Source organism: Algimonas arctica (assembly GCF_014652695.1).
GTDB lineage: Bacteria > Pseudomonadota > Alphaproteobacteria > Caulobacterales > Maricaulaceae > Litorimonas > Litorimonas arctica.
Genome location: NZ_BMZH01000003.1, coordinates 43,396 through 65,861, shown reverse-complemented (window position 1 = coordinate 65,861; position 22,466 = coordinate 43,396). Strand labels below are relative to the sequence as shown.

24 protein-coding genes are annotated in these 22,466 nt (G+C 56.9%); 10 read left to right on the top strand and 14 right to left on the bottom strand.

Annotation, left to right across the window (positions count from 1 at the left end):
* Positions 1-6 precede the first annotated feature (6 nt).
* From IE105_RS04495 to IE105_RS04485, 3 genes are read left to right on the top strand one after another with little or no spacing between them, the layout of a single operon-like run.
* On the top strand, positions 7-1,197 hold the full coding sequence (locus IE105_RS04495; protein ID WP_189495892.1) for a parallel beta-helix domain-containing protein: 1,191 nt from the start codon (positions 7-9) through the stop codon (positions 1,195-1,197).
* Positions 1,194-2,228, top strand: coding sequence for a hypothetical protein (locus tag IE105_RS04490; RefSeq protein ID WP_189495890.1), 1,035 nt, complete (start codon positions 1,194-1,196; stop codon positions 2,226-2,228). Before IE105_RS04495 ends, IE105_RS04490 begins: the two co-directional genes overlap by 4 nt.
* 55 nt (positions 2,229-2,283) lie before the next feature.
* Positions 2,284-3,126, top strand: coding sequence for a phytanoyl-CoA dioxygenase family protein (locus IE105_RS04485; RefSeq protein WP_189495888.1), 843 nt, complete (start codon positions 2,284-2,286; stop codon positions 3,124-3,126).
* On the opposite strand, the gene IE105_RS04480 is transcribed toward IE105_RS04485, so the two are convergent.
* Positions 3,077-3,514 (bottom strand): DUF4166 domain-containing protein, encoded by a 438-nt coding sequence (locus IE105_RS04480; RefSeq protein ID WP_189495886.1) that lies wholly within the window; start codon positions 3,512-3,514, stop codon positions 3,077-3,079. The genes IE105_RS04485 and IE105_RS04480 overlap by 50 nt on opposite strands.
* Positions 3,511-3,951, bottom strand: a complete 441-nt coding sequence (locus IE105_RS04475) for a thiol-disulfide oxidoreductase DCC family protein (protein WP_189495884.1) — start codon at positions 3,949-3,951, stop codon at positions 3,511-3,513. The genes IE105_RS04480 and IE105_RS04475 overlap by 4 nt, the downstream gene beginning before the upstream one ends.
* Positions 3,952-4,022: 71 nt before the next feature.
* Here IE105_RS04475 and IE105_RS04470 point away from each other — a divergent pair, with 71 nt between their 5' ends.
* A complete protein-coding gene (locus IE105_RS04470) occupies positions 4,023-4,253 on the top strand; it encodes a hypothetical protein (RefSeq protein ID WP_189495882.1) in 231 nt (76 codons plus the stop codon).
* An 8-nt stretch (positions 4,254-4,261) separates the two neighbouring features.
* Here IE105_RS04470 and pheT read toward each other — a convergent pair whose 3' ends face one another.
* The 8 genes from pheT to IE105_RS04430 form a co-directional block, all read right to left on the bottom strand.
* On the bottom strand, positions 4,262-6,655 hold the full coding sequence (gene pheT / locus IE105_RS04465) for a phenylalanine--tRNA ligase subunit beta (RefSeq protein WP_189495880.1): 2,394 nt from the start codon (positions 6,653-6,655) through the stop codon (positions 4,262-4,264).
* 37 nt (positions 6,656-6,692) lie between these two features.
* Positions 6,693-7,772 (bottom strand): phenylalanine--tRNA ligase subunit alpha, encoded by a 1,080-nt coding sequence (pheS, locus tag IE105_RS04460; protein ID WP_189495878.1) that lies wholly within the window; start codon positions 7,770-7,772, stop codon positions 6,693-6,695.
* Between the two features lie 115 nt (positions 7,773-7,887).
* The gene (locus tag IE105_RS04455; protein ID WP_189495876.1) at positions 7,888-8,817 is read right to left on the bottom strand and encodes a CheR family methyltransferase; all 930 of its coding nucleotides are present in this window, start codon (positions 8,815-8,817) and stop codon (positions 7,888-7,890) included.
* Positions 8,802-9,209, bottom strand: coding sequence for a response regulator (locus IE105_RS04450; RefSeq protein ID WP_189495874.1), 408 nt, complete (start codon positions 9,207-9,209; stop codon positions 8,802-8,804). The genes IE105_RS04455 and IE105_RS04450 overlap by 16 nt, the downstream gene beginning before the upstream one ends.
* Complete coding sequence (locus tag IE105_RS04445; RefSeq protein ID WP_189495872.1) at positions 9,206-10,312, bottom strand: hypothetical protein; 1,107 nt, start codon at positions 10,310-10,312, stop codon at positions 9,206-9,208. Before IE105_RS04445 ends, IE105_RS04450 begins: the two co-directional genes overlap by 4 nt.
* A 168-nt stretch (positions 10,313-10,480) precedes the next feature.
* Entirely contained in the window at positions 10,481-11,116 is a 636-nt protein-coding gene (locus IE105_RS04440) for a histidine phosphotransferase family protein (protein ID WP_233353989.1), read from the bottom strand.
* 155 nt (positions 11,117-11,271) lie between these two features.
* Positions 11,272-11,655: a YdbL family probable chaperone protein gene (locus IE105_RS04435; RefSeq protein ID WP_189495870.1), complete on the bottom strand. Its 384-nt coding sequence runs from the start codon at positions 11,653-11,655 to the stop codon at positions 11,272-11,274.
* A gap of 23 nt (positions 11,656-11,678) precedes the next feature.
* Positions 11,679-11,870 (bottom strand): YnbE family lipoprotein, encoded by a 192-nt coding sequence (locus IE105_RS04430; RefSeq protein ID WP_189495866.1) that lies wholly within the window; start codon positions 11,868-11,870, stop codon positions 11,679-11,681.
* Positions 11,871-12,081: 211 nt separating this feature from the next.
* Between IE105_RS04430 and IE105_RS04425 the strand changes: the two genes are divergently transcribed.
* Complete coding sequence (locus tag IE105_RS04425) at positions 12,082-13,086, top strand: TerC family protein (RefSeq protein WP_189495864.1); 1,005 nt, start codon at positions 12,082-12,084, stop codon at positions 13,084-13,086.
* A 72-nt stretch (positions 13,087-13,158) separates the two neighbouring features.
* On the opposite strand, the gene secB is transcribed toward IE105_RS04425, so the two are convergent.
* A complete protein-coding gene (secB, locus tag IE105_RS04420; protein WP_189495862.1) occupies positions 13,159-13,740 on the bottom strand; it encodes a protein-export chaperone SecB in 582 nt (193 codons plus the stop codon).
* A gap of 160 nt (positions 13,741-13,900) precedes the next feature.
* On the opposite strand from secB, the gene IE105_RS04415 reads away from it, so the two are divergent.
* From IE105_RS04415 to IE105_RS04400, 4 genes are read left to right on the top strand one after another with little or no spacing between them, the layout of a single operon-like run.
* Positions 13,901-14,629 carry a Tim44/TimA family putative adaptor protein gene (locus IE105_RS04415; protein WP_189495858.1) on the top strand — a complete coding sequence of 243 codons (729 nt, stop codon included), beginning with the start codon at positions 13,901-13,903 and terminating at the stop codon, positions 14,627-14,629.
* 4 nt (positions 14,630-14,633) lie between these two features.
* A complete protein-coding gene (mltA, locus tag IE105_RS04410) occupies positions 14,634-16,025 on the top strand; it encodes a murein transglycosylase A (protein ID WP_189495856.1) in 1,392 nt (463 codons plus the stop codon).
* Positions 16,022-16,534: a Smr/MutS family protein gene (locus IE105_RS04405; protein WP_189495854.1), complete on the top strand. Its 513-nt coding sequence runs from the start codon at positions 16,022-16,024 to the stop codon at positions 16,532-16,534. The genes mltA and IE105_RS04405 overlap by 4 nt, the downstream gene beginning before the upstream one ends.
* A 44-nt stretch (positions 16,535-16,578) precedes the next feature.
* Positions 16,579-18,192, top strand: coding sequence for an amidase (locus IE105_RS04400; RefSeq protein ID WP_189495852.1), 1,614 nt, complete (start codon positions 16,579-16,581; stop codon positions 18,190-18,192).
* Here IE105_RS04400 and IE105_RS04395 read toward each other — a convergent pair whose 3' ends face one another.
* The 3 genes from IE105_RS04395 to IE105_RS04385 all read right to left on the bottom strand — a co-directional run bounded on the left by IE105_RS04395 (position 18,193) and on the right by IE105_RS04385 (position 21,388).
* Entirely contained in the window at positions 18,193-18,750 is a 558-nt protein-coding gene (locus IE105_RS04395) for a dihydrofolate reductase family protein (RefSeq protein WP_189495850.1), read from the bottom strand.
* Positions 18,751-18,913: 163 nt separating this feature from the next.
* Positions 18,914-20,230: an ATP-dependent protease ATPase subunit HslU gene (hslU, locus tag IE105_RS04390; RefSeq protein ID WP_189495849.1), complete on the bottom strand. Its 1,317-nt coding sequence runs from the start codon at positions 20,228-20,230 to the stop codon at positions 18,914-18,916.
* A gap of 51 nt (positions 20,231-20,281) precedes the next feature.
* Complete coding sequence (locus IE105_RS04385) at positions 20,282-21,388, bottom strand: V-type ATP synthase subunit I domain-containing protein (RefSeq protein WP_189495847.1); 1,107 nt, start codon at positions 21,386-21,388, stop codon at positions 20,282-20,284.
* Between the two features lie 140 nt (positions 21,389-21,528).
* Here IE105_RS04385 and IE105_RS04380 point away from each other — a divergent pair, with 140 nt between their 5' ends.
* Positions 21,529-22,461, top strand: coding sequence for an alpha/beta fold hydrolase (locus IE105_RS04380; protein ID WP_189495845.1), 933 nt, complete (start codon positions 21,529-21,531; stop codon positions 22,459-22,461).
* The last annotated feature ends 5 nt before the right edge of the window (positions 22,462-22,466 follow it).

Genomic DNA, 22,466 nt, shown 5'->3' with positions numbered 1-22,466 from the left:
ATAATTATGCGTAAATTACTACTCGGGACGGCTCTATTTCTGGCGGCTTGTTCGCAGGCTGACACGCCTGTTGCCACAGATGAGGCCTATCAGGACACGCTTCAACTCGCTCTGCTCGACGCCAAGCCGGGTGACATCATTACGATTCCAGCGGGGACACACAGTCTTGATCGCGGTCTCTCGCTTGCCGCGGACGGGGTTACGATCCGAGGGGAAGGCATGGATGTGAGCATCTTGTCGTTTAAAGGACAGATCGCAGGCGCGGAAGGCTTGCTCGTGACGGGTGACAATGTCGTGTTAGAAAACTTCGCTGTCGAAGATTCCAAAGGCGACGCGATTAAGATTAATGATACGGACGGCGTTACAGTTCGGGGTGTACGGGTCGAATGGACAGGGGAAGCCAAGACCGAAAACGGCGCTTATGGTCTATACCCGGTGCAAACGACGAATGTGCTGATCGAAGATGTTGTCGCGATTGGTGCGTCAGATGCGGGTATTTATGTCGGTCAAAGCCGCGGTGTGATTGTTCGCAATAGCCGCGCCGAACGGAATGTCGCCGGGATCGAAATTGAGAACACACAGGACGCAGACGTTTACGGCAACCTCACCACCGATAATACGGGCGGTATTTTGGTCTTTAATATGCCGGGCCTGACACAGCCGGGCGGTCGCGTGCGCGTCTATGATAATGATGTTTACGAAAATGATCGCAGTAATTTCGGTCATCCCGGAACGCCCGTGGCGTCTATTCCGGCCGGATCGGGCGTGGTGATCAATAGCCACGATGATGTCGAGATTTTTGAAAACCGCATTCGCGACAACCGGACGGCGAATATTATTATCGCCTCGGTCTATTCGTCCAACTTTGCGGACAGCTCATTTTCAGACACGTTTGATCCTTACCCAGATCGTATTCATGTGCATTCCAATGAATTATCCGGGGGCGGAAACAAACCAGACGGCATGGAGCTGAAAGCGGCTAAGACTGTGAAATTTGGTCTGACAGGTCATTTCCCGCATGTTCTGTGGGATGGGTATGCGCGGGGCGATGAAGACCCTAAAATTTGTATTGAGGAGCCCAATGCAGAGGTCTTCAATGCCGACCTTCCCAATGAGTCAAAGAACATGCGCGTCGAGATGGACTTGCATCGTTGCACTCTGCCGCGTCTGCCTGCCGTGACGCTTAACGCGGGATGAAACGCTTCGTTCTGATTGTTGCGGGTCTGCTGGCGGCCTGTTCACAGGGGTCGGATTCTGTCGTTTTTCACGCGGCCAGCAATCCGGCCACTTTGGCAGATTGGAATGTGTTGGATATCCGACAGGGCCATTTGGTCCCCAGCGGCGGCAGTACCGTCTATGAGGTCAATGCGCCGCTGTTTACAGATTACGCGCACAAGATGCGCACGATCTATTCGCCGTCGGTTGCGCCTGTGCGCGACGACGGCAGTCTTGATTTCGCGGTGGGAACCGTCATTTCCAAGACGTTTTACTATCCGGAAAATGAAACCGGGACTGTCATAACGCCCGACAACGGCCGTGATGCGATTGACCTATCGACGCACCGTTTGATCGAAACGCGCTTAATGGTTCTACGGGAAACGGGATGGTCGCCTGTGAGCTATGTCTGGAATGAAGCGGAGACGGAGGCGCGTTTGAAACGCACGGGGGCCGTCGTGCCGCTAACATTATCCGGCACAGACTTTGCCTATGTTGTGCCCAATGAAAATCAGTGCGCAGGTTGTCACGCCACAGACATGACGACGAAGGTACTGCACCCGTTGGGGGCGACCGGGCCGCAAATTAAAAACCGGGGTCATATGGTCGTGAGCGGAATCATGCAGCACGGCGCAACGGCCGTTCAGGCAGATTACCGCGATACTAATTTGTCGCTCGATGATCGCGCGCGGTCGTACTTGGCGGGTAATTGCGCCCATTGCCATAATCCCGTTGGGCCTGCCGATACGTCAGGCCTCGACTTATCCCTGAGCGCACAAGTCGGCCCGGAAATGGGTCGCTGCAAACCGCCTATCGCGGCGGGATCTGGCACAGGCGGACACAAGTTCTCGATTATGCCCGGTGATCCAGACAATTCAATCATGACCTACCGATTGGCCAGCACCGACCCCGGTTCGATGATGCCAGAATTAGGGCGAGGTCTCGTTCATGCCGAGGGTGTTGCCTTGATCCGGGAATGGATCGCAGAGATGGACGGCGATTGCGGGACATAGACGATCGCGCTTAAGCGCGTTAGCGTTAGGTCTCTTTTCATGATGAAGGCCTGCCATGTCCGACGCTCTACAGCCCTATCGGGATCGTCATATGGCGATGGATGGCACCACCGACCTGTCCCCTTTTCTCGGCGGTCGTGATTTTGAGACGGTCTGGGCGGATTATGAGCGCGACGGTTATGTCATTATTGAAAACATCCTGAACGCGGCCACGATTACGTCCATTCGGGCGGCGCTCGCACCGCATTTTACCAAGACCGGGCGGAATGACTTTGAGGGGTTAAAATCCAACCGTGTTTACGCGTTGGTGGATAAGGACCCCGATGTTTTTGGTGATTTGGCCTTACACCCTTTAGCGATGGCTTTTGTTGAGCGCGAGTTGGGGCGGTCCTGCCTGCTCTCCGCGATGCTCGCGATCCGGCTGCTGGCGAATGAGACCGTGCAGGATTGGCATTTTGACGATGAGCAGATCATGGTGCCGCGCCCGCGTCCGGCCTACGGGGTCAGTACCTTCTGGGCCATTGACGATACGACGGACGACAATGGCGCAACAGAGATTATTCCGGGTAGCCATTTGTGGGACGCAACCGTGCCGCGCCCGACCCGCGCCCACACGGACTACATTCGCGCGACCATGCCCGCCGGGTCATTGATGATCGCCAAAGGAACATTGTTTCATCGCGGCGGTGCCAACCGGACGGATCAGCCGCGCCTGATTATCACCCCGCAATATTGCCCTGGTTGGGCGCGCCCGCTCGAGAATATGCTGCTCGCTGTCTCGCGCGAGAAGGTGGCGAAAATGCCAGCGCGATTGCGCGAACTGCTCGGTTATAATCTTCACGCCGCCTTTATGGGCTATGTTGATGGTCAACATCCGGATTGGGTGTTGGGGTTATAGGGATAAGCCAGTTTTGGTAATGCACCAACCGACCCAGGCCGGGGGCCGTGACATCGACGTGAAATGTAAACCGTCCCAACGCGTCCACCGCCTCATAAACATCACCGCCGGGCGCAAGGGCGCGCGGTAAGGGCAGGCCAAACAGTGTCCAACCCTGCGTTGCATAACGTAGCTTTCCATCGTCTAATGATAGGCTGGATTGAACCGCGATTGGGCCGATCTGTTCGATTACGGTGCCCTTTGCGTGTCCTGTTCCGGCATATTGCAGGCTAAACATTGTTCGACCGGAATAGACACGCGACCACTGTTCGCGGCCTTGCGGGTCCGTTGTGACCGATATGTGTAGCGCATGCGTTCCCGCCTCAGTTATGTGCGGACCCCGCGTCACAGGAACCGCGTGCGCTCACCGGGGGCCGGAAGACGGCATGTGTCCCGCCGCCCAAACCAGCGCAACCGATTGCGCGCAATACGTTCATAGCCCCAGTCCCGAACGCGGCGTGGCAAAAGCCGAAACACCCCCATCGCCCGCCACGGCCAGCCAAGCCGTTCAAACATGGCCAACGTCCCGTCAGACCGAACCCGCGCGTGACCGTCTTCGATCAAAATGTTGGTGTCGTAATCGCCGGATTTATAGCCGTAATGCGCGTAGAGGGCTTCGCCAAGCGGGCTTTGTGCGGAAAGGAATCGGAACGTCCCTCCGTCGCGTTTGAGCAAAAAGTCCACCCATCCAGAACAGAGAGCGCAATGGCCGTCAAAGACAAGGACGGGCGCGCGATCGTCAAAGGCGGGGACGTTGGGGTCGGATCGGTAGCTATACGGTTCCATGAGGGAGCATAGTGTCCCAGCACGGAACCGTATAGCGGTCTGACGGGCTAATCCTGCAAAGGAGATATGCTATGACGACCAAACAAACACTGAAAGCCGATGCACGTCGGAGCGCACAAACGGCCCCCAAAGCCGATCCAGAAACCGCGGCGCAGGCGCTGGATGAGGCGAAATCAGTCCGCGAGCCCCAGCGTCCCGCGCAAAAACTGAGCGCAACGCCATTAAAGGGTCAGGGGGGCAAAAATCGCCACCACCCCAAGAATCAAATTATCAGCGAATTTGACGGCCCGTCCGAGGCTTAAGTTCAAACTTAGCCGCGCAACACCGCGCCGATTTTCTCGGCGGCTTTGACGATCTTGGCGCTGACCGCTTCGATCTGAGCATCGGTTAGCGTGTCCTCTTTGGGCGAGAGCGTGACATCGATGGCGAGGCTTTTCTGGCCATCATCAATTCCTTTGCCGACATAGATATCAAACAAGCTGACATCGCTGATGAGGGCTTTGTCCGCCCCGCGCGCGGCTTTGACCAAGTCACCGGCTGCCACGTCGTCAGAGACGATGAACGCAAAGTCGCGGTGAACGGGCATGAGGCCCGAAAGCGCAAGCGCGCCTTTTGATTTGCCAGCGGAATTCTTGCCTTTACGCGGCGCAGGCAGGTTTTCGGGCCAGACTTCGAACGCGACAACGCGTCCGGCAATGCCGAGGGCCTTGAGCACGCGCGGATGCAGCTCCCCAAAATCGGCCAAAATATTCTTCGGCCCCATTTGCAAACGCCCTGACCGACCCGGATGCCAATAATCACCCGTCGGTTGCGACATTTGCAAATTGTCGACGTTGGCGCCCATGGCGTCCAGCGCGGCCAAGGCATCAGCCTTGGCTGTGAGGGCTGTAATCTCGTCGGCTCCGGCCCAATCCCGGGCGGGTTCGATCCGGCGCAGACCCGCCAGCGTCAGTGATTGATCGCCCGGTTCTGTGCCGCGGTAAACCGGACCCAACTCAAACAAAGCCGCCCCCGGATAGCCGCGATCGGCGGCTGTTTGACCGGACAGCAAAAGATGGATCAGGGCCGATGGACGCATGACATTGAGGTCGGCGCTGATCGGATTATCAAGATGGAGTGCGTCTGCACCGCCACCAAAGGCGGTCGCATGCGCGCCCAGCACGAAGGACCAACTGACTGTCTCGGACAGACCTTGCAGCGCCAAAGCGCGGCGCGCCAAGCGGGTGCGTGTTTGCGTCAGAGTAGCCGTCGGTTCGCGGCGTCCGGGCAAGGCAGGCAGCGACGTGGCGGGGAGTTTGTCGAACCCGGCAATGCGCGCCACGTCTTCGACCAAATCGGCCTGCATGGTGACATCGCGCCGCCCCGTGGGCACGGACATTATCCAAGGCGTGCTTTTGCCTTGGCGCTCAAACCCGAGGGTTTTTAAAATGCGCTCAATTTCGTCCTCACCCGGTGTGAAGCCGAGCAATTGCTCGACCCGGGCCGGATCAAAGCTCACAGGCTCCGGTGCGGCGGGAATGTCGCCTGCCACATCAACTGTGCTGGCCTCGCCGCCGCACAGATCGAGGACAAGACGTGTCGCCATTTCCATGCCGTCGCGCATGAAACCCGTATCGATGCCCCGCTCAAAGCGGTATTTGGCATCTGAATTGACGCCGAGGCGCTTGGCCGACCGGCGAATGGTCAGCGGGTCAAACACCGCGCACTCAATCAGAATATCGGTGGTCTCTTCAGACACGCCCGAGCTTTCGCCGCCGACAATCCCGCCGAGGCCGAGAATACCTGTTTCATCGGCAATCGCGACATCATCCGCGCTCGCCGAATAAGTTTTATCGTCCAGCGCCTTGAACGTCTCATCTTCTCCCATTCGCACGATGATGCTGCCCTGCACTTTGGCAAGGTCATAGACATGCAATGGCCGCGCGCGGTCGATGGTCATGAAATTTGTGATATCGACTAGGGCCGAGATCGGGCGCAGGCCGATGGCTTTAAGCTTGGTTTGCAGCCATTCCGGGCTGGAACCATTTTTAACGCCGCGCACGACACGCCCGACAAAGGCCGGACACGCGTCCGCCGCTTCGATCAGGATTGTCTGTTCATTATCGAAACTGCCTTGGACCGGCTCAATCGTCTCAGGCTTCAACGTGCCAATCCCCGTTGCGGCGAGATCGCGCGCAATGCCGCGCACGCCAAGCCAATCGGGACGGTTCGGCGTAACTTCGAAATCGATCACCGGATCGTTGAGGCCGAGCACCACTGAAATCGGCGTGCCAACGGGGGCTTCTGGCAATTCAATAATGCCGTCGCTATCTTCGCCGAGGTTTAGCTCATCGGCGGAACACATCATGCCGAAGCTCTCAATGCCGCGAATTTTGCGCGGTTTCTTATCGAGCGAGAAATCCGGTCCGGGGATATAGGTGCCGAGCGGGGCAAAGGCGACATAGAGGCCCTCACGCGCATTCGGCGCACCGCACACAATTTGTTGCTCGCCGTCTTTCGTCGCTACGCGGCAGAGTTTTAGCTTGTCCGCATCCGGATGTTTTTCAGCCGCCAGAACGTGACCAACGGTGAAGTCAGACAGCGCCGCCGCCGGGTCGATGACCTCTTCGACCTCAAGACCCGCCATGGTCATGGCGTCAACGATTTCGGTCAGGCTCGCATCCGTATCAAGATGCTCTTTCAGCCAGGAGAGAGTGAATTTCATGGGGATGTCTCAGATGAGCAGGAATTGGACTGACGGATCATGACAATCCGCTTTCAAGGCTCGCCTGCACCAACGGGCCAAAGCCGTAATGACTTAACCAGCGCGGATCGCCCGCGAACATGTCGCGCAGGTCAGGCATGCCGTATTTCAGCATCGCGAGGCGGTCGACGCCCATGCCGAAGGCGAAGCCTTGATAGATTTCTGGGTCAAGGCCGCAAGATTTCAGCACGTTCGGGTGGACCATGCCGCAGCCGAGGATTTCCATCCACTCGTCACCGGAGCCAATCTTGATTGACGCGCCGTCGCGTTCATAGCGCACATCCATTTCGGCGGACGGTTCGGTGAATGGGAAGTGGTGCGGGCGGAAGCGGGTTTCGACGTCGTTCTCAAAAAAGGCCGAAATGAAATCCATTAGGCACCCCTTGAGGTGGCCCATGTGAATGTCTTCGCCGATGACCAAGCCTTCGACCTGATGGAACATCGGCGTGTGGGTTTGGTCACTGTCACAACGATATGTCCGGCCCGGCGCAATGATGCGGATCGGCGGCTTTTGGCTCATCATCGTGCGGATCTGTACGGGCGACGTATGCGTGCGGAGGACTTTTTGTATGCCCTCCGCGTCTGGCACCATAAAAAACGTGTCGTGCATGTCGCGCGCGGGATGTCCGGGCGGGAAATTCAACGCAGTGAAATTGTGGAAATCGTCTTCGATATCCGGGCCTTCGGCGACGGAAAACCCCATGTCAGAGAAGATAACGGCCATCTCTTCCATCACTTGTTGCACCGGGTGCAATGTGCCGGTCTTGCGACCCACGGGCAGGGACATGTCCATTGTCTCGGAGGCGAGCGCCGCATCGAGAGCGGCGTTTTCGAGCGCCGCCTTGCGCGTTTCAACCATTGCCGCGACGGTGTTTTTCAAGCCGTTGAGCGCCGGGCCCATGACTTTTTTCTCGTCCGGACTCATTTTCCCGAGGCCGCGCATCATCATCGATATTTCGCCCTTTTTGCCGAGGGCGGCGACGCGGACGTCGTCCAGCGCGGCGAGATCGGGCGCGGCGCCGATTTCGGTCTCAAAACGGTTCGCTATCGCCGCGATGTCTGTGGTGGGGTCGCTCATGAGAGTGTCCGAAAAAAGCGCAAGTGCAGATCGGCGTTGCGCTTAGGGCGGGACTGACAATTTCGCAACCGTGACGGTGCAGTCTGACGTCGAGGGGCTGAAATATATCGCGTCGTTAGGTGCCGACGCGACGTGTTTTTGCCCCTTCGAAGGACGTTTGGCCATTGGGCTGTTTGCCAACGGGCTCAGTCATCGGATCATGTTTCAATCGGCGATACAAACCGGGGGCCCCTGCCACGGGTTCCAGCTCACTGTAACTGTCTTGTAAATCTTCGCCTGAACCGAGGATAAGGTAGCCATAGGGGCGCAGGGTTTTGGTCAAACTGCGGATGACGCGAACGCGGGCCGTGCGACTATAATGGGCGATCGCACCGCGGAACATAACAATGTGATATTCGCCCATAGATTCTGATCCAGCCATGAGGTGCATATCCTGGAACGTGACATTCTCTTTCAGGTGCGCGGCGGTCAACCAATCCGTCGATCCGGGGGCGAGATCAGGGGTAAAGTTTGCAACGAGGTCACGCGCAGAGAGTCCGCGCTGAACTTCAAAGTGAGTGTAACGTCCCGTACGGGCGCGCTCGAGCGCTTGGCTCGGGTAATCCACGCCCGTCATATGCAGAGCGACAGGCCCCATCATGGCCCGCACGGCGGCGTAACGGGCACGGATCGCGATGGAATAAATATCCTGTCCCGAGCCACAGCCATAGGACAGAAGATCAATCCGGCCTCCGCCGCGTTTTTCAATCAGGTCAGGCAGGGCGATATTAAACAGTGTGTCAAACGATAAGGGGTCTCGGTTGAAATGGGTGTCGCGTTCGACCAGCGCTGAAACAACCTGAATGGCGAGGCGTGATTTCCCAACGGAAAACAGCTCTTGCACCATAGAGTCGAGCGTGTCGAAACCCTCCTTGCGGGCGAGGCTAGACAGGCGCGTTTCGACCAAAAACGCATGGTCCGAACCCATCTGCACCCCGGCGAGCTGCAGGGTTAGCCGACGCAATGCTTCGTAATAGGTGGGCCTTAAGCTCAGAGCACCGCGCACGCTAGATTCTCCCCATCCAAGAGCCCCGCCAAGGCGAATTTCGAACCGATAATATCGGAATCGAAAGGCTTCATAATATATTCGTCTGCGCCCGCTTTCAAGGCGAGGACGATCTGTTCCACACTGCGTTCACCAGTGCAAAACAGAATGGTTGGCATGGGGGTGCCGTTTTGTTGCATCATAACGCGGAGCTTGGCGATGAATTCGGCTCCGCCCATGTCCGGCGTTTTCCAGTCTAGCATGATCGCTTCGGGCGTTAAGCCAGCGCAGGTGTCCAGTGCGTCTTGACCCGTGCGGGCTTCGATGACTTCGAAGCCAAGTTCACGAATAATCCGGGCGGCGACACGGCGAACCATGGCCGATTGATCGACGATCAAACAGCGACGGCTCATTGGTCCGCTCCGTTAAAATTGGCCAAGCCACCATCCATCAAAGCCGCCAGCTGAGCCCGTAGCTCGCCTTCTGTATCATCCGTGATCATCGGCCGCCGTGCGGGTGTGACAGGGTCTGGATCAATATTGCTGGCGAGGGTTTCCAATGTCTCTTCAACACGTTCGCTCAATGGAATGGCGAAGGAGTCAAAACCCGACCCAGAAATCAATAGCTCATTCTCTGAAGCACAAATATCCAAACGCCCAACGCCTTGAAGGGGGAGGTTGCTGGCGATGAGGTCGCTCAATCGTTCGAACAATCGGGCTTGTACGGTGTCGGCAGATCCAGCGTCAATCAGCACGTCATCAAGCGAGTGCGAGACGGAGAATATCTTTTCATACTGACGACCAAATTCGAGCAGTTTTTGTACGAGACCCGGCATGATCCATTCGATCCGGTCAACGGAGACGGTTTGAGCGGGATTGGCGAGACTATCCGTTTCCGTCGCTAAATCTGGCGCGAGGTCGGTGATTGGCTCCCGCACGGGAGTTTGGTCTATGTCCATAAGTCGTGACAGAGCGGCCCGTTCTTGGTCAGAGGCATGTGGCAATAGGCTGCTGAGCGTCTGTTTAGCACATTTATGCGTCAGCGCGTCAGAGGGCACTTCGTCAGCCAAGGCCGTTGGATCAACTAGCCTGATTTCAGTTTCGACGTCCAACAAGCCGGCTTCATATTGACCCAACAATTTGTTGAGCACGAATAGTCGCCCATCAACACGGGTCCAATCGATCGGCATATGCACGTTGCAGCGTTGGATCAGCCCAAGCGCGTCTTGAGCGCTCCGGTAAACGGCGCGCGCGCGCGCGCGCTTCGCTTCGCGTTGAATAATTCCCAACCGTTCGCAGAGCCAAGCTGGGTCCCGGCCCTTGCTGAGCAGGCCTGTGTTGGTGTGTGTCCGGTCGGCGTCGATGATGGCTGTCATCTCCGTGCCTGCTTTCAGGCTGAAATAACGGGATCGATTGAGGTCGTCACCTTCAGTTATGGGGGAGCCAGACAGACCTGTCCCATGGGTATGGTGCGCTGCGCGTGCAGCCTTTTCGGTCTGTTTCTGTCTCAGTCGCATGGGCGTCGCGGAATCCGTCAGCGAGGGGCGTCCTCTGATATGCCCCCTTCTTTACGCAAAAGAGTTAACTCCGCGCTAAACAGAGTGGGAAGAATGGAAGGAATTTCCCTCTAATTCTTCAGAGTTTGATAAGGTAATGACGGAATTCGCGCTGTCGTGCGGGTCACCTTAAGCGGGAAAGTCAGCCTGAAAGGTTACAATTTCTTCGCCCGCAGTGGCGGTAATTTGCCCACCGGCTTCACGCGCCATCATGCTGGCGTAAAAAGGTTGGATCGACCGCCCATCAAAGCCATGATCGGGAGCGCGCCCCAGCAACGCGCGTTCCACGGTTTCGTCGAGTTTGGCGCGCGGCCCTTTGGCGATGATTGAGACAGATTGCTCCGTCGTGACGATTCGGACTTCACCGCCGCGTGGGACTGCTTGAATGCCTAACATGGTGAGGTTGAGCAAAATTCGCGCGCGCGATTTATCGATACCGTCTGCATGGAAATTGAACACAACCTCCGCTTTGGCATCCTCAAACATGTCGGACACTAAGGATGTGATCTCGGCGGCGCCGACCACGCCGGGGGCCGATCCCCCTGCGCCGAAGGCCAGACGCAAAAACTTTAACTTGGAGGCGGCGCGCCGCGAACTGCTTTTGATGAGCGCCAATGCATCATCATGCATGTCGGCATTGCTGTCATCATCCAGGATTTCAATCGCCGTTCCAAGCGCTCCAACAGGGCTGACAAGGTCATGACAAATGCGCGCACACAGAAGGGCGGCAAGGCTGGAGGGGGTCAATTTCGGGGCGGTGCTCATAATCTGACACATAGCTTTCCCGTCGCGCATGGCAATAGGCGCATACGGGCCAAAGCCGCCGATGCCTTTGGTGCGCGGGCATCCCCGTCGCCGACCCCGCAAAGAAAAAGCCGCCCAGGTGGGCGGCTTGATTTAAAGCAGATGGCTTAATCAGGCTATTTCTGTTTCCAGACGCCGTCTTCGCCTAGGAGGTAATGGCCCGGCTTAGCATCCCGGAACTGATTGACGGCGGCGACTTTGCCGACATCCAGCAAACTCTCATTTTTTTCTTTCGCCAGCTTCACATAGAGTGTTTTGCGGCGGATATTGATGTCATCCATTGCGGCCTCAACATTGGCCGAGAGCGGTGTCACGGCTTCAAGTTGACCGTTAAATTTCTCACCAATTTCACCGCGGTCTTTTGCGGCGTCAACAATGGTTTTAGAGCTTTGCTGAGCTTGCTGCGCTTCTGCGATATTGTAACCGGACAGGTGCAAAGACATTGCGCCGCCTGCCAGTAAAGCTGCGGCCATTAGGCCGGCTGTGAATAATTTTTTCATCCCTGCCTCCTTAGCAGATGGACCTAAAATAGGTCCGGATTGTTAGCGATCAGAGATTCGACATCTTTTTCGAGCTTTACGCGCACTTCTTGATCGATTCGGATCGCGAGTTCGATCCGAATTGGATCTTTCGGTGCCACGACTTCGATTTGGTGCTTGCACGCGGTCAGTAAACACGCGCCTGCCAGAATCAGTCCGATATAAGCTGTCTTCATTGTCCGTTCCTACCGTGTAGAGTCTGAATGTCGCATGAAGGGGCGACTGTTCGCAAGGAAACTTACGCGCCATGTGTGCTTTCTCGCATTTGGCGAAGAATTTTATTGTTGAGGGCTTTTGGACCATTGTCGGAACTGGGCTAGAGGCTTAGCGTTACGTTCACATCATTTAGACGCTCTTTTTTATTCTGACACATTGGAATCGACGATAATGGCCGACATGTTCACTGATCTCTTTACTGTGAGTTCACTCTTCACCCTCGGGGCTCTGATCTTACTGCAAGCCGTCCTCGGTTTCGATAACCTGCTCTATATTGCGATTGAATCCAACAAGGTCGGTGATCCTGTCGCGGCTAAGAAAGTTCGCAATTGGGGGATCGGTCTTGCGGTCGCGTTGCGCATTGTGCTGCTGTTTGTCATCGTGTCTCTCTTCGGCCTTCTGGCGGAACCGCTCTTTTCGTTCACGACGGCCGTGATCGAAGGGGCGTTTACCTTACAAGCTTTGGTGACGATCTTGGGCGGCGCGTTCATTATGTATACGGCGATGAAAGAAATTCATCACCTGCTGCAAGTCGATCATATTGAACTTTCCGAGGGTTCTGGCGCACGGTCTGTGGTCAAAGCGATTGTACTGATCGTCGCGATGAACCTCGTGTTCTCGTTTGACTCGATTTTGTCAGCCATGGCGATTGCCAATGTTCAGTCGGCGAATATCGTTGATAGCGCTGGCGTGATCTTGCGCACGTTTGTTGAGGGTGACGTCGCGGTCTGTTCGGAATATCTCATCTCAAATCCGATTGCGGGCGCGGTCGAATGTCAGCCTGTTAAGACCTATCAAGTGCCGTTGATGGTCATCGCGATTGTCGCGTCGGGTATTGGCATGATCCTGCTGGCGGACCGGGTGACGAACTTCCTGAAGAAAAACCGTATGTATCAGGTCTTGGGTCTTTTCATCCTATTCCTCGTGGGTGTGTTGCTGGTCACAGAGGGTGCGCATCTCGCGCATATGAAACTCTTTGGCTTCAAGCTCGACGCGATGAGTAAATCGAGTTTCTATCTCGTCATCGGCGTTTTGGTCGTGACTGACATTATTTCGAACCGGTATCAGAAACGCCTGTGGGCGCAAAAACTGGCCGAGATCGAGGGCGATGATAGCGCGATGGCCGGAATCGCCGCTGTGGACAGCTTTAAGAACACGAAACGGTCGGCTAAATAAGTCACAACATTCCACAAAAAAGCCCCCGTCGATCATCTCGACGGGGGCTTTTATTTGTGAGGTCTGTGTGTGCTAGTTCAGACCTTGCTCTTGGCCCCGGCGCATCATTTCTTCGCGATACATGGACGCGAAGTCCGGCATGTCGAGCATGATCGGCAAATGTCCGCCGTCTTGTGTCATGTCAGCGAGAATTTTGCGGGCATAAGGGAAGAGAATGCGCGGGCATTCGATCATCATGAGGGGCTGCATTTGTTCCAAATTCACATTTTGGATCGCGAACAATCCGGCATAATCCAGCTCAGCGATAAACACGGTCTGATCACCGCGTGTTGCGTGCGCTTTGACAAGAATGCTGATCTCGATTGTGTTGTTCTCACTGATCTGACGACCAATGCGCAAATCGATGGACACTTCCGGCTGGGCTTGACCCGATTTAAGCGAGTCAGGGGCGTTTGGATTTTCAAAGCTCATATCACGCGTATATTGTGCAAGCACATTGAGCATGGGCTCGCCGCTTACTTCCGGCGTGGCTTCGGGCTGCGCAGCCGCTTCTGGCGCAGGCGCGCCGTCATCGAGCGAAATGTTCAGGTCGTTTTCGTCGACGGGTTTTGCGTCTGATTTCGTCTTTGCGTCTTTTTTGGGCGTCTTCGCCATGATGGCCTCTTGTATAAGGTGAGTTTTAAAGGTCGCCCGCCCGCTATCACGGCGGTTAAGTGCGGCGCAACGGCGCGTTACGGTCTAAACGGGCCACTTCTAGGAAAACTGACCGAATTGTCAGCTTTCATTAGGGCGTGTGAGCCCTATATAGCGACCTATGTTTGAAGTTGTCCTCTATGCAGCCATTGCCGCCATTATCTGCGTGGCGTTTTATTCCGTTCTCGGGAAATCTGTAGGGCGTGGCCCGGAAGATGAGTTTAATCCCGATGAAATTTTCGGGGGACCCGATACGTCTCGACTGTCAAGCTCTGACATGGCGCTCGTTGAAGGTGACGATATGGATGACGCAATCGGCCTGCGCGCATTTTCTCGGGCAGAACCCGACTTTAATCCGGCGCGCTTTATTGATGGGGCGAAGACCGCTTACTCTATGATTTTGGAAGCGTTCGCCTCCGGGGACCGTGACACGCTCGGTGATTTGCTGACCGACGATGTGTATTCGGTTTATGAGGCGGCCATTGTCGACCGCGAAGCTCAATCATTGACTCAAGTGACGGATCTTGGGCGATTACGCACCAGCCAGATTAGCAATGCGCGGGTCGAAGACGGCGTGGCCTATATCCGGGTGCTTTATGAAGCCGAGATTGCGTCCGCCTTGCGCGATGCGGAAGGTGAACTGGTCGAAGGCGATCCGGACTTGCTCGCGTCTATTTCTGAATATTGGACATTTGAGCGTAAAGTGGGCTCGAAGGACCCGGCGTGGCGTTTGTCAGAAGTAGAGCCTTCTGAAGGGGACGCGCTTCCGGCTGACCCGACGCCTGATACGGCCCCGGATATGACAAAGCCAGCGTCAGACGATGGCAACATCTCCGACAAAGAAGATTAGTCCCGTGCGGCGCGTTGGAGGCGTCACGACGTTGATGGGACGATCCGTTGTCGGATTGTTCGCGTTTGCCGCGCTGAGCGCCTGCACGACGACCCAGTCACCGCAGACGATTGATCCCGACACTGACGTTTACGAATCCGCGCCTGAGCCGTCCGGTCCTCCATCCGGCACTGAGCCCAGCGCGCCGCCGACTGATGACCCGGACACAGACTCAGACTCAGACTCAGACTCAGACACGCTCGTAATACCCCATCGCACGCCGCCAACAGATCCGTTGCCCCCGACTGTGATTGATGTGCCGGATGCAACTCTTGGCGCAGCGGTTGAACCTGTCGCGCCGGAACCTCTGCTGGAGCAACCCGCCCCGTTCGCCCGCCTCTCAGGTTGGTCGGATGCAGATCACGCCCCCGCGCTTGCTGCGTTTCAACGCAGTTGCGGAACCTTGTTGGACCGCCCCGCGAAGAAAGCCCTGCATAGCCAGCGGTCTGGTTTGGGAAATCATGGCGATTGGGCCGCTGTTTGCCGCGCCGCTAAACATGCGACCAATGCCAAGCCGTTTTTCGAGAGCTTGTTTGTCCCTGTCACCTTGTCCCAGGAAACCGGGTTGCTGACGGGATATTACGAACCGGAGGTCGAGGTGCGTGCCACACCGGACGCCCTCTATTCGGAACCGATTTTAACCGTCCCGGCCTCTGATGCGATCCGGACTTTGCCGCGGGCCAAATTGAACGCGCAGAGCGCAGACGTCATTGCATATGGCCGTCCAATCGATGTGTTTTTTCTACATGTGCAGGGGTCTGGACGACTCCATTTTGACGATGGTCGGATCGTCCGCGCGGGCTATGCGGGGAATAATGGCAAAGGTTACCGTTCCATCGGTCGCGTCTTGATTGAGCGCGGTGAGTTGACCCGAGATCAGTCCGCAAAACGCAATATCGAAGCGTGGATGGACGCTGTCGGGCCCGAAAAATCACGCGTTTTGATGAATGAAAACCCGCGCTATATTTTCTTCTCAGAGCAAGAGATTGCCGACGGGGAGGGGCCAAAAGGCGCCATGCAAATCCCGTTAACGGCGATGGGGTCGATTGCGGTTGATCCGAAACATAATCCGTATGGTATTCCTGTCTGGCTTGAGACCCGGTTGCCGCAACAAGCCCGAGATTACCAAGGGGCGTCGTCCGGCTTGCTGGTCGTGACGCAGGACACAGGCAGCGCCATTAAAGGACCGAGTCGCGGTGATTTATTCTTTGGCGCCGGGCCAAGCGCCGGGGCGCTCGCCGGGGTAATGAAACACCCCGTGCGGTGGACCGCCCTCGTGCCACGAACTTTGGCGGAACGGCTGGACCTATCCTCGATACTCCCAGCGCCGCCTGAACCGCTAAAGCCCGCCGCATGACACGCGGCCATTCCTCTCGGCCTTTGGATCCGTCGGAACGGCTGGTTTGGAACCGCGTGGCCCGAACCGTGTCACCGCGCCGTCGCCCGCACGGCAAAGGCGCCGCTAAACCCGGTCCGTCTGCCAGTCGCGAGGATTTCGCCGCAATGATGCGATTGCCGCCGCTAAAAATTACACGGGTCGCCTTGCCAACGGGGCCAGTACCGCATTCTGTCAATAAAGGGGTGCGCAAAGGCCGGGTCGAGATCGACACGCGGATCGATCTGCATGGGATGACGCAAGCGCAGGCGAAAAAGGCGCTTTCGACGACCCTGATGCGGGCGGCCAAACGCGGCGAGCGTTGCCTGCTGGTGATTACGGGCAAGGGCCCCCGGCTCGACGGCGTGTTGCGCACCCAATTGCCCGGCTGGTTGGCTGGACCTACGCTCCGCCCGCTCATCGCCACCTATGCGCAAGCGCATGCCAAACATGGCGGCGCTGGCGCGTGGTATGTTTTCTTACGTGTTTGAACGGAACACTTGATACGCCGACCTTTCCGCGACAGGAAAGACACATGAAAACTCATATTCTCCTGTCGGTCGCAATTCTCGCTCTCACAGCCTGTGCGCCGTCTAACGATTTACAAGAAACGCTCACGCCGGCGGTCAAAACCGTGTCCTATGCGGCAACAGGCTTAACCGCACAGACGCTGCCTGATTTGGTGGCGCAACTCGACGCGGGCGAGCTAACGGCGGTTGAACTGACCCAAGCCTATCTTGAGCGCATCGACGCCATCGACCGCAAGGGCCCGCGTCTCCAATCTGTGCTGGCACTTAATCCCGACGCCATGACCCAAGCCGAAGCGTCGGACGCCCGCCGGGCGGCGGGCAACACGCTCGGGCCCCTGGACGGGCTGCCGATCTTGCTCAAAGATAATATCGAAACGCTCGATCCGGTCGCGACGACGGCGGGGGCGTTCGCGCTCAAGGACAATGTGACGGGCCGCGATAGCCCGCTGGTCGCCGGTCTTCGCGCGCAAGGGGCGGTCATTCTGGGCAAAACCAATCTGTCGCAATGGGCGAATTTCCGCTCCAATGACTCGATTTCAGGCTGGTCCGCTTTGGGCGGGCAAGTGCGTAACCCGCATATGCTCGACCGAAGTCCTTGCGGCTCGTCGTCTGGGTCCGGTGTTGCCGTTGCGGCGGGCCTAACCGCGGGCGCCGTCGGCACAGAAACTAATGGCTCCATCATTTGCCCGTCCAATGTGAACGGCGTCGTCGGGTTTAAACCAACCGTCGGGCTGATTAGTCAGGATTACATCGTGCCAATCAGTTCGACGCAGGACACAGCCGGGCCGATGACCAAAACCGTGCGCGGTGCGGCCTTGATGATGGACGCGATGACCACAGATGGCAGTGCCGGTTACGCCGCTGCGCTCGACGCGAACAGCTTGCATGGCAAGCGCGTTGGCGTGCTCCGTTTCGCAGAGGGCAGCGACAAAGTGGCCTCGCGCTTCAACATCGGGCTCGCCGCGATGGAAGCGGTCGGCGCGGAGCTGGTCGAAATTGATGCGTTTGATCGCGAAGGCGAGACTTATGGGCGCGATTCTTTCGGTGTGCTGCAATGGGAATTCAAAGCCACGCTCAATGAGTATTTAGCGAATAGTCCAGCCGACATTCCGGTGCGTTCGCTGGAAGAGCTGATCACTTTCAATATCAATGACCCCCGCGAAATGGCGCTGTTCGATCAAAGTATTTTCGATAGCTCTAACGCGCGCTCTGGTCTTGACGATCCGGACTATATCGCCGCCAAAGCGAATATCCAGCGCGCGACAGGCGACCGCGGGATTGATGCGCTCATGGCTGACAATGCTGTCGATATGCTGGTCAGCCCGTCAGGTCCGCTATCCTCCCGCGTCGATCCGATCAATGGCGATACCTGGCCCGATTGGGCCGGCGCAGGCTACCTCGCCGCCGTCGCGGGCTATCCGCATATTACTGTGCCAATGGGCGCGGTACACGCGGTTCCGCTGGGCTTTTCGATCATGGCAGGCGCGGGGCAAGACAAAGCCGTGATGAGCTACGGCTATGCGCTCGAGCAAGCGACGATGGCGCGGGTCGAGCCGAGATATCTGCGCGATGCGTATGGGGTGGAGGCGGTGCGAGCGGCTTTGGAGCCGGGGCGTTGATCATTCGCGTGGGTCGCCGCAATGAAATGTCTGCAAAAACATCCCTTCGCCATAATCGACAAAATCCGTTTGTGTGTGGGGCAGGCTGACGCCCGCGTCGCCAAACAGGCGAGTCCCGCCGCCAAGTATAATCGGGATGCGTTTTAAAATAAGAATGTCGATCAGACCGGCGCGCGCGAGACTCCCCGCCAAAGCGCCTCCGCCGCACAGATATATTGCGGTATCGATTTCGTTTTTTAATTCGCGGACATATTCAACCGCATCCGTAGCGATTTGTTCAACCTCAGAATTGAGCGGCAAAGAGAGCGTCTTTGACAGGACCAAGGTCCGCATATGGGGATAGGGATTATTCCCGGGCGTCATCCCAAACGAATACCCGAATTCATAGGTCGCGCGGCCCATTATGCTGGTGCGATATCTGTTCCGTCGGGCAAGGTAATCATCCACAATGGGACCAGAATGCGGGAAATGAGAAATGTCGTCGTTAGGCCCGGAGATATACCCGTCGATAGAAACGGACACATCGTAAATAAGGCCGGATTGATAAGGGGGTCGCATAAATGAACCTGTCCCCACATGCGTGAGAATAATGCGTGAAAAGCATAAGGTCGACGCGCCATGCGGGACCTCGTGAGAAAGCTTTTCGTTACAGGATCATTGGTCAGGCACTCCTTGAGTTGGCACGTATGCTAGTAAATAAACAAACGAATATCAAATAAGATCACAAAATAAACTTCGACAAATCCTGATCCTTGGCCAGCTCGCCCACAGTGCTCTTCACATAATCCGCGTCGATCTCGATCGTTTCGCCGTCCCGGTCCGTCGCCGTGAAGCTGATGTCATCGAGCAGCCGTTCCATCACGGTATGCAAACGTCGTGCGCCGATATTCTCGACGCTGTCATTCACTTGCGCGCTGATTTTGGCGATCTCGGCAATGGCGTCTTTGGTGAAATTGAGCGTCACGCCTTCGGTCGCCATCAAGGCGGTATATTGTTTGATGAGGGAGGCCTCGGGCTCTGTCAGGATGCGGACAAAATCGGCTTCCGTCAGCGCGCGGAGCTCAACTCGGATCGGCAGGCGGCCTTGTAGCTCGGGGAGTAGGTCGGACGGTTTGGCGACGTGAAACGCGCCGGAGCTGATGAACAGGATATGGTCGGTTTTGACCGGGCCATATTTAGTGGAGACGGTCGTCCCTTCGATCAGGGGCAGCAGGTCGCGCTGCACCCCTTCGCGGGACACATCGCCGCCGCGCGCGTCAGACCGCGTGGTGATTTTATCAATTTCGTCGAGGAAGACGATCCCGTCTTCTTGCGTCATTTCGACCGCTTCGCGTTTAATCGCATCTTCATCGACGAGCTTGTCCGCTTCCTCAGACAGCAACGGCGCATAAGCATCGCGGACTTTGAGCGTGACGGTTTTGGTTTTGCCCATTTTGCCGAACATGGAGGACAGGTCGATCATACCCATCCCGCCGCCGCCCGGTTGGCCGGGGATTTCCATGGATTGGAACGGCGACGCGCTATCTGCGAGTTCCAGATCGACTTCGGTGTCGTCCAGCTCGCCGGAGCGGAGTTTGCGGCGGAAGCTTTCGCGCGTGCCATCGCGCGCATTGTCACCGGCCAGCGCGTCAATGATGCGGTTTTCGGCGGCGGCTTCGGCTTGTGCTGTGACCAGCCCGCGTTTTTCATCGCGCAGCAGAGTGAGCGCAGCTTCGACCAGATCGCGGATAATTTGTTCCACGTCGCGGCCGACATAGCCGACTTCGGTGAATTTCGTTGCTTCGACCTTGAGGAACGGCGCGCGCGCCAGTTTGGCGAGGCGGCGGCTGATTTCCGTTTTGCCGACACCCGTCGGTCCGATCATCAGGATATTTTTGGGCGTGACTTCGGCGCGCAGGCTCGCGTCCAACTGTTTCCGTCGCCAGCGATTACGAAGGGCAATGGCGACGGCGCGCTTGGCATCGCCTTGCGCAACAATATGGCGGTCGAGCTCAGAGACGATCTCGCGGGGGGTAAAGGCAGAGGTGGGTTCAGTCATAGACGGAATGTGGGGGCGACTGACTTTTGATCAAGTCGAAGATGTGGTTTCTTAAGTCGAAGCCTGTGTGTCCAAGGGATTTGTTTCCAGCGGAACATAGGGCGGCGGAAAGACGCGCCATTGCGGCAGCACGCGGATCAGCTGGTTTCGAACCGGATGCCACGCGACGCCGAGCAAAACGATGGCCGCGCCCAAAAGGATCAGGGTAATCGACAGTGTCGAGCCGAGATTGAGCTCTGTCTGCTTCACCAGAAACGCGATGGCGAGCCCGGCATATCCGAGCGACGAGACAATCAGTGCGCGGCGATTAATCGCCAAGCCTATGACGGTGATGACAGCTGTTGCAGCAAGGATGATCGTGGCGTCGGCTGGCGTGAAGCTCAAAACGGGCAGAACGTCGAATACAAACTCAGCCTTTTCCATCACCGCATATCCGACCAACCCATGAATAATCATCGGCGCGGCCAAGATGTGCAGCCAGAACGCATTATCGGCAAACCGCGTCCGGCGGTGCAGGTCTTGGGTGTCATAGAGAAGGGCGACCGCGAAAATGGCGAGGCCTGCGCTGACTAATATCCAGCCAAACTGTTGGCGCAACAGATCGGGGGCAACTTGGCCTAGAAACGCAAAGAGTAAATAGAGCAGGGCAATCGCGATGAGGGCGATGCAAAAAGGCAAGCGGATACGCGCGTAAAATATCGCCATCGCTGCGACGGTGATGAGCGCCGCGAGGATGCCATTAACCGAGGCCAGTCCGCTGAGGCCCGTTTGAACAAAGAGCAAAAACGCCAGCGCCGTAATCAGCGTCGGAAAATGCGACCGCTTATACCGTCCGAAATATTCCGCTAAGCCATAGGCGCCCACCGCTGCGACTAAGAAAACAGGTCCGCCCCCGAAAATAGCCACGATGGCGCTGACGCCGAGCGCGAGCAAAACCAGCCCGATGCCGATAAAGACATCGCCAAAACTACGCAGAAACCGAAGGTGATCTTCATTGCCAATCACGGCGTCTTGGTCCGGTCCCGCGGCTTTTGCGGCACGGGAGGGTTTAAGGCGTTCGTCCGGGTCTCTCCCCGCCACGTCGTTGCGCATTGCTTTGGCTTGTTTGGGCGACAGGATGCCCGCCGCTTCTGCGGCGTCAATTTGGTCTCGGCTCATCTGCGTCTGTTCAACCATAGGCCGATGATAGGGGATGGTCGCTGAACTGCAAGTGACTGCGCGTATTGGAAAGGGTGCTTGACATGTAAAGTGTGCTTGTCTAAGTCAAGTTAACTTGACAACTCTATTAGGGTGAACCCATGATCAATCGACGTCTTTCCATGACCGCACTCAGCCTTACAACACTGTGTAGTGCCTTAATGCTGAGCGGGTGTTCGGCCCCTGTCGACGCGACCACCGCTACAGAGACGTCGAGCGCGAGTGCCGAGCAGCAGTCCGGGTGGTTGACTTTTACAGCGGTGGGAACGGGACCAGACGTCATTCTTTTGCCGGGCTTGGCCAGCAGCGGAGACGTCTGGGACGGCACGGTCGATGCTCTCATGGATCGCTACCGATTCCATATCGCCAATGTCGCGGGTTTCGCGGGGCAACCGGTGGGGGACCATCGTGATCTTATCATAGACGGACTGAGCCAAGACGTATCGACCTACATCACGGCGCAGTCGCTGGACGCGCCAACGGTCGTGGGTCATTCAATGGGCGGATTTACATCCCTGCATATTGGGCGTGACCATGGCGACCAAGTCTCTGGCGTTATCAGTGTCGATAGCCTGCCATTCTATCCGCTGATTTTTGATCCAAATGCGTCCGTTGAGACCTCTCGCGTCATGGGAGAGGCTATGGTCGGGCAGATGCGGGCCATGCCGCAACCCTCTTATGACGACGCGCTGGCGCGAAACGCCGCCATCTTTGCCAAATCCGAAGACGATCAGGCCCGAATTACGGGGTGGGGACAAGCGTCGGACCGCGACACGGTGTTGGAGTCTATGCTGGCGCTGATGACGACGGATATTCGCCCCGATCTTGCGTCAATCGACGTGCCCGTCACGGTGATTTACGCGCATGATGAGAGGATGGGTGTGTCCCCTGCGGCCATGGATGCCCTTTATGCCAACGCCTATGTCGGAACGCCGGACTTATCATTGACGCGCATCGACAATAGCTTCCACTTCGTCATGGACGATCAACCTGACGCCTTTGTCGCCGCGATGTCGGCTGCGCTCCCCCAATAATTATA